At 43.2% G+C, this 7,712-nt stretch carries 8 protein-coding genes; 5 read left to right on the forward strand and 3 right to left on the reverse strand.

Going from position 1 to position 7,712, the window contains the following annotated elements:
* A partial coding sequence (locus tag QVP67_RS00675) for a hypothetical protein (RefSeq protein ID WP_288179748.1) occupies positions 1–193 on the forward strand: 193 nt, incomplete at its 5' end.
* Here the strand turns inward: QVP67_RS00675 and uxaC are convergent.
* Positions 183–1,589, reverse strand: coding sequence for a glucuronate isomerase (gene uxaC / locus QVP67_RS00680; RefSeq protein ID WP_022161638.1), 1,407 nt, complete (start codon positions 1,587–1,589; stop codon positions 183–185). The two genes, QVP67_RS00675 and uxaC, sit on opposite strands and share 11 nt — an antisense overlap.
* 216 nt (positions 1,590–1,805) lie before the next feature.
* Between uxaC and QVP67_RS00685 the strand changes: the two genes are divergently transcribed.
* Positions 1,806–2,867 (forward strand): LacI family DNA-binding transcriptional regulator, encoded by a 1,062-nt coding sequence (locus QVP67_RS00685; protein ID WP_022161639.1) that lies wholly within the window; start codon positions 1,806–1,808, stop codon positions 2,865–2,867.
* Positions 2,868–2,891: 24 nt separating this feature from the next.
* Entirely contained in the window at positions 2,892–4,370 is a 1,479-nt protein-coding gene (locus QVP67_RS00690) for a tagaturonate reductase (RefSeq protein WP_022161640.1), read from the forward strand.
* A 70-nt stretch (positions 4,371–4,440) separates the two neighbouring features.
* Here the strand turns inward: QVP67_RS00690 and QVP67_RS00695 are convergent, their stop codons facing one another.
* Together QVP67_RS00695 and QVP67_RS00700 are read right to left on the reverse strand one after the other, a co-directional pair.
* Complete coding sequence (locus tag QVP67_RS00695; protein ID WP_022161641.1) at positions 4,441–4,974, reverse strand: FHA domain-containing protein; 534 nt, start codon at positions 4,972–4,974, stop codon at positions 4,441–4,443.
* Between the two features lie 44 nt (positions 4,975–5,018).
* Positions 5,019–6,116, reverse strand: a complete 1,098-nt coding sequence (locus tag QVP67_RS00700) for an SPOR domain-containing protein (protein ID WP_022161642.1) — start codon at positions 6,114–6,116, stop codon at positions 5,019–5,021.
* A 146-nt stretch (positions 6,117–6,262) separates the two neighbouring features.
* Here QVP67_RS00700 and rfbC point away from each other — a divergent pair, with 146 nt between their 5' ends.
* Both rfbC and QVP67_RS00710 read left to right on the forward strand, forming a co-directional pair.
* Positions 6,263–6,811: a dTDP-4-dehydrorhamnose 3,5-epimerase gene (rfbC, locus tag QVP67_RS00705; RefSeq protein WP_022161643.1), complete on the forward strand. Its 549-nt coding sequence runs from the start codon at positions 6,263–6,265 to the stop codon at positions 6,809–6,811.
* A 62-nt stretch (positions 6,812–6,873) separates the two neighbouring features.
* A complete protein-coding gene (locus QVP67_RS00710; protein ID WP_022161644.1) occupies positions 6,874–7,671 on the forward strand; it encodes a DUF4738 domain-containing protein in 798 nt (265 codons plus the stop codon).
* Positions 7,672–7,712: the final 41 nt, after the last annotated feature.

Here is a 7,712-nt window from a genome sequence, read left to right on the forward strand (position 1 = left end):
AAAAGAAGGTGTGCTTTTTGACACACCTTCCTGTAGTATTCCAATTTTACCATATCTAAAATTTTATGGCAAAGTTAGAATTACTACAGGCAGACTACAAGACGCTATCGCGGAAGGTTGTACAGGTAACGAATGCTCTCCTGATACACCTCTTTCTTTTTTTTGTACTATCTATCTTTTTTTTAGAAATTGAAGAAATTTTTAGCGTTGTAGTAGCTGATATCTTCAACCATCTGTCTGACGCGTGCCATTTCGGAAACAGGTATTTCGCCGTTTTCCACGTCGCGACCTATCAGGTTGCAGAGAGTACGGCGGAAATATTCATGGCGAGGATAAGACAGGAAGGAACGTGAATCGGTAAGCATTCCTACAAATCGGCTCAGCAGACCGAGTACCGACAGGGCATTCATCTGTTTTTCCATTCCATCCTTCTGATCGAGGAACCACCATCCTGAACCGAATTGTATTTTGCCGGGGATGCTTCCGTCCTGGAAATTGCCGAGCATGGTGGCTATCATTTCATTGGCACAAGGATTCAAGTTGTACAGAATGGTCTTGGTGAGTTTGCCTTCCGAGTTCAACCTATCGAGGAACTTGGCCAGTGCTTTTGCAGTAGAAAATTCGCCGATAGAGTCGAAACCTGTATCAGGACCCAGCAGCTTGAACATTTTGCTGTTGTTGTTGCGGATGGCTCCGTAGTGGAACTGTTGTGTCCATCCTGTTTCACTGTCCATTTCGCCAAATATAACAAGCATGGCCGACTTGAATTTGAGGATTTCTTCGTGTGTCAGTTCTTGTCCTCCGTATACTTTGTTGAATATGGCTTTGATTTCAGCGTCGGTGTAGTCTTCGGCGTAGAATTCTTCGATGCCGTGGTCGGACAGTTTACAGCCCTGTTCGGCAAAGAACTCATGGCGTTTACGCAAGGCGTCTATCATATCGTCGAACCCGGAAATGGTGACACCGCTGACCTGTGAAAGTTTCTCAACGTAATTGCGGAAGTCGGCAGGTACTTCTACAGCCATGGCTTTGTCCGGACGCCAGGTAGGAAGCATTTTTATTTCGAAACCGCTTTCGCGTGTCTGGATGTGATATTCCAAAGAATCTACGGGATCATCAGTAGTACATACTGTTTCTACATGATAACGGCGCATCATGCCTCTTGCCGAATATTCTGGGAGTTTAAGTTTCTCGTTGCATTCGTCGAAGATTTCACGTGCAGTCTGGGGATTCAGAATCTTTTCGATGCCAAAAGCTGTCTTTAGTTCCAGATGTGTCCAGTGGTATAGCGGATTGCGCAAGGTGTAGGGTACAGTCTCGGCCCATTTCTCGAATTTTTCCCAGTCGCTCGTATCGCTGCCTGTACAGAAACGCTCGTCGATGCCATTGGTGCGCATAGCACGCCATTTGTAGTGGTCTCCGCCCAACCAGATTTCTGTGATGGATTTGAACTGGTAATCGTCTGCTACCATTTTCGGAATGAGGTGGCAATGATAGTCGATGATGGGCAGCTTGGCTGCGTGTTCATGATACAGTTCCTGTGCGGTTTCGGTCTGCAGCAGGAAATCTTTTCCCATAAATTCTTTCATTTTTCAATCGATTTAAGTGTATATAATTATTATTTCTTCTATACTAATATCTATTGTATTGATTATTAGTAAAATATTTCATTTTTAGCTTTTGCTTTTATTAACTGTTATCGAACACAAAAGTAGAAATTTTACTTGTAGAAACAAAATAATTCGTATCTTTGGGGCAATTATTTATAATATTTAAGATTGCATAGCTGGCAGTAGGTTGTGGATATGAAAGACGAAAATTATACGATTAAGGACATTGCGCGTATGGCAGGTGTTTCCGCTGGTACGGTGGATCGTGTGTTGCACAATCGGGGAAATGTATCTGCGTCGAGCCGGGAGAAGGTACAAAGTGTGCTTGATAAGATAAACTATTTGCCCAATATGTTTGCTATCGGTCTGGCTGCCAAAAAACGTTATCGTATCGTTTGCCTTATACCTTATTATATAATGTATGACTATTGGTATTCGGTAGCGCAAGGTATTGAAAAAGCAGCGCGCGAATTGCAGCCTTTCAATGTAGAGACAGTCTTTTTATATTATAAGCATGCAGACAGGGCATCTTATCGGGAGGCATGCGAGCAGTTGCTGGCGGATAAGCCGGATGCGGTTCTGATAGCTCCGAACTTTGAAGAAGAAACGTTGGAGCTGACTACCGGTTTGGATGCCGATGCTGTTCCTTATGCTTTTATTGACTTCAATATGGAGCAGATGCATGCTTCGTGCTATATCGGGCAAGACTCCAGAATGAGCGGATATGTTGCTGCCAAAATCCTGATGCAGCGTTATGAACCGGGGCAGGAGCTGGTGGTTTTTTTAAGTGACCAGAAGAACAGCCCGGCTGAAATACAGATGCGTCGGCGTATGGAAGGCTTTATGGAATACGTAAATGAGCGATTTGGTCATCTGACAGTCTACGATGTAGTATTCCGGAAAGAAGATACCGACGGGAACAAATTGATATTGGATGATTTTTTTTCTGCGCATCCTCATGCAATGTTAGGAGCGGTGTTTAACTCGCGGGTGTATCAGGTAGCAGGGTATTTGCACGAAGTAGGTCGCAGGCTGAAAGGCTTACTGGGATATGACCTGTTGCAGAAGAATGTGGATTATTTAAGATCGGGTGAGGTTAGTTGTCTTATCGGGCAACGCCCTGGTCTGCAGGGGTATCTGGGTGTGAAGGCCTTGTGTGATATGGTTGTCTTTAAAAAGCAGGTAGAGCCTGTGAAGTACATGCCTATTGATATTCTGATTAAGGAAACGATTGACTATTATTTTGAGTTCGAATAAGTATAACCAATAAAATTTTAAAAAATGAAAGCACTGAACAAACTTACAGCCCCCAAAGCGGTGGCACCGGAAAGAATTATCCAGTTTGGCGAAGGAAACTTCCTCCGTGCCTTTGTGGATTGGATTGTTTATAATATGAATCAGAAGACTGACTTTAACAGTAGTGTAGTTGTAGTTCAGCCGATAGAGAAAGGTATGGTAGAATGGCTGAACGGGCAAGACTGTCTGTATCATGTTAATCTGCAAGGACGTCTGAACGGTAATGCTGTGAATACGCTGACCCGTATCGATTGTATCAGTCGTGCTTTGAATCCCTATACACAGAATGCCGCATTCATGGCATTGGCCGACCAGCCGGATATTCGTTTCGTTATTTCCAATACTACAGAGGCTGGTATTGCTTTCGATCCGAGCTGTAAGTTGAGTGACGCGCCCGCATCTTCCTATCCGGGAAAGCTGACCCAGTTGCTGTACCGTCGTTTCAAGACATTTAAAGGAGATAAGGATAAAGGCTTGATTATCATGCCGTGCGAGCTGATATTCCTGAACGGGCATCATCTGAAAGAGTGTATCTACCAGTATATTGATTTGTGGAAAGAAGATTTGGGTGCCGATTATGAGAAGTTTAAGACTTGGTTTACTAAATACTGCTATGTATGTGCTACGTTGGTAGACCGTATTGTGCCGGGATTCCCTCGCAAAGAGATTGCACAGATTCAGAAGAAGATCTGCTATGAGGATAATCTGGTGGTGCAGGCCGAAATTTTCCATTTGTGGGTAATTGAAGCTGCCGAGAACTTGTCTTTGCGTCAGTTGGCTAATGAATTCCCGGCAGACAAAGCTGGTCTGAACGTATTGTTTGTGAAGTCGGAAGCTCCGTATCATGAAAGAAAAGTGACTTTGCTGAACGGACCTCATACAGTGCTTTCGCCGGTGGCTTATCTTAGTGGAGTAGACATTGTCCGTGATGCATGCAATCATCCGGTTATCGGTAAGTACATCCATAAGGTACAATTTGATGAATTGATGCAGACGCTGAACCTGCCGATGAATGAGTTGAAGCAGTTTGCAGCTGATGTGTTGGAACGCTTCAACAATCCTTATGTAGATCACCAGGTAACCAGCATTATGCTGAATTCTTTCCCGAAATATCAGACGCGCGACCTGCCGGGACTGAAAGTCTACCTGGAACGTAAGGGCGAATTACCTAAGGGACTGGTATTGGGACTGGCTGCCATCACTACTTATTATAAAGGCGGTGTTCGTGCAGACGGTAAGGAGATTGTTCCTAACGATGCTCCTGAAATCATGCAACTGCTGAAAGATCTGTGGGCTACCGGTGATACAAGAAAAGTGGCTGAAGGAGTCTTGGCTGCCAAGGATTTGATCTGGAAAGAACATGGCGACCTGAATACTATTCCGGGACTGACAGACATGCTGACCGACTTTTTGAATTCAATTCAGGAAAAAGGCATGTTGGAAACTGTAAAAGGAATCCTTTAAGATTGGAATTTGTATCTGGGAAGGATGAAGTCCTGACAGAGAAAACGATAAAAAAGAAACGGCCGAATGTTTATTCGGCCGTTTCTTTTGCTGTATGAAGAATGAAGGTCGTTGCTCCAATGGTGACTATGGCGCCGTCTTCGATGCGGATGCGGTCTTTGTCGCCCAATATCTCATTGTTCAGAAAAGTCCCTGTCAGACTGGGAGCATCGCGTAGGGTATAGATGAGTTGTCCCTGCTTGTTGCGTTTTACATTAATGATGCAGTGGATACGGTCCATGCTCATGTCCGAAGTTTCGATGGGAGTATTGATATTAGTGCCTACACAGCGGCGTCCTATTGTGTTGTCGCCTTCTTGCAAAGGAAGTACCTGCTTGAATCCGAATACGTTTTCAATGACGGTAATGTTGCCAAAGGATTCAACAAAATCGTTTTCGCTCATTTTCTCTTCTTTACGAGGGAGCTTGGTAGGTGTTTTACCTAAGCGGATGCTGAATTGCTTTTTGCATTGGTCGCAGATAAAAACAAGCGACTGGCCTTCGCTGTATTTGGTTTCATCGAAGGTCAGATAGTTTTCGCATTTCGGGCAACGAACTCGTTTCATTTCTTTATTTCTGTATGTATATAAAAAGACTTTCTCTAAAAGAATTATTTCTTTAATACCCATGCGCTTTGATAAGCTTCGTTTTTACGGATATTATTCAATTCCTTATAAGCTTCCTCTTCGCTGGGATGTGAGGAGATGCTGACTCTCATCTTTCCATCACCGATGATAGCTTGGGCGTCGCTGAATCCTTTTTGTTTCAGCTCTTGTGCCATGGCATGAGCATCGCTTTCTGTACCCACACTGGCTATAATGATATGATATCTCCGAGTGTTTGTCGAAGAAACAGCTTTGGGAGCCTCCTTGGTCTTGGGCTGAATAGCAGCCGGTTGGGTAGCAGGTTGCTCTTTCTTTATCTCCTTTACCTTTACTTCTTTTACAGCAACAGGTTTTACTGTCTTGTGGACATTACTGGAGACTTGTGCATCTCTGTTATTCTTTTTGTTGTTTTGTCCGATGATGACAGGAGTGCTGACTACAGACTGCTTTTCTATTCTTTCGAACAGCTCCTCGGGCAGAAAACGGGCATAGCTTTCTTCTACGATTTCGGTATTTTCTACAGGTGCCGAGAGCGAGAATAACATAATAGCCATAACGATGGCGATAACGTTAGAGATGTGCGACCGTTTCAGTCTGATCTTCCACCGGGGCATGTTTCTGCGCGTAACGGCTGTATGCGGAAGTGGAATCGTCTTTTTCTCAGTTTCGCTGTTCTTTAACTTGGAGAGCTCCTGCATTTCGAAGCTTCCTAATCCATACAGATGAGGTGTCGTAATCTTGCTGTCGTAAGGAATGAAATCGTAAGTTCCGTGAATGGAGCAACGCAATTCTCCGATATTGGAGAGTTCGGCCTTTCCTTCTTCATGTAATGTTTCCTTCAGCATTTTTACATCGCGCTCTACCATTTTGGTTGCATCCGGAAAAGTTGTATCGTAGACAGAGGCATAAGATTGTGCCAATAATCCGTCGTTCATTGTCAGAGACGGATTGAAGCCAATGATACGGGTGGGAGGAAGGAAAAGATTCTCCTCGGCTATCCTTGTAGCAGGTATATAATGAGTCACAAAACCACCAAAACCGGGGACTATGACACAGTCATTATCTAGTAATAATACTTCTATGTGTTTTGCTAATTCAATCATGTTACAAAAATAGTGGATTTATCGGATATAAGCCACTTCCGAGGATTTTTTCTTATCAACAAATTATAAACAAGATGGCTTTTATTGACTACTGTTGGAAAAAAATGTCTACTTTTGCATTATGTTATAAAATTATTCGGAACAAGATGAATTATATTCAGACAGAAATCGACGGTGTATGGGTAATTGAACCTAAAGTGTTCAACGATGCCCGTGGCTATTTTATGGAAGCTTTCAAGGAAGAAGAATTTAAAGCCAATGTTGGTGATGTGCATTTCATCCAGGATAACGAATCGAAATCTTCGTTCGGCGTATTGCGTGGACTTCATTATCAGAAGGGCGAGTATAGCCAGGCGAAGCTGGTGCGTGTCATCAAGGGAAGAGTGCTGGATGTTGCAGTAGATTTGCGTCAGTCATCTCCCACGTTTGGCAAGTATGTCAGCATAGAATTGAGCGAAGATAACAAACGTCAGTTCTTCATTCCTCGTGGTTTTGCTCATGGTTTTCTGGTATTGAGCGAAGAGGCTATTTTTACTTATAAGGTGGACAATGTTTATGCACCTCAGGCTGAAGCTTCTATCCGTTATGACGATGAGACTATCGGCATTGACTGGCCAATAGCAGCAGAGCAATTGCTTCTGTCGGAAAAAGACGGTCGTGCGGTTGCTTTTAAAGATGCCGAATATTACCTGTAATAGAGAAGAGCAGACGAGTATATTGTTTTGTAAATAGCTTGCGAAAAAAGAGAGAGCGAGTCATGGATAGAAAGGTGATCATAGGAATGTGTGTTTCTGCCGTTCTGTTTGCTTGTTGCACCGGTAAGCCGAAAAAAGCCGCTGTGGAAGAACAGGAAGATTTAAAGGCGAAAGAAATGTTCCAGGGAATATGGCTGAGTGATGATACGGAAATTCCGTTGATGAGGGTCGATGGAGATACTGTTTATTATGCAGATCCGCAAAATGTTCCGGTGGCTTTTAAGATCGTTCATGACACGCTCTATTTATGTGGAAACAAGGTGACTGCATATAAAATCAATATGCAGACAGAAAACAGTTTCTCGTTTTATTCCCTGTCCGACGTACTTGTTAAATTGCATAAGTCGGAAAATCCGGATGATGCCCTTGTCTTTGCTGAGCGCAAGGTAGAAGTTATTCCGACAATCAGTGAGGTGATAAAAAAAGATAGCGTAGTGATGCACAAAGGCAATCGCTATCATGGCTATGTTTATATCAATCCTTCTAAGATGAAAGTTATCCGGACTTCATACTCGGAAGATGGCATCGGAGTGGATAATGTATACTATGATAATGTGATTCACATTTGTGTATACAAAGGGAAAGAGATGCTTTATGGCGAAGATATAACTAAAAAGATGTTTGCCAGTGTGCTTGCGCCTGAGATTCTGGATCAGTCCATCCTCTCGGATATGGATTTCCTCGGGGTAAGCGAGGCTGGATACTTGTATAGAGCTGCATTGCGCATTCCCGAAAGCTCGGTATACAATGTAGTAAACCTGACAATCGGGTTTGACAACGTAGTAAAACTCTCTTTATAGGCTTTTCTTTTATTCAATACTTCGGTAAATTTTTACCGATA

The organism is Bacteroides sp. CAG:633 (assembly GCF_000435115.1).
GTDB lineage: Bacteria > Bacteroidota > Bacteroidia > Bacteroidales > Bacteroidaceae > Bacteroides > Bacteroides ndongoniae.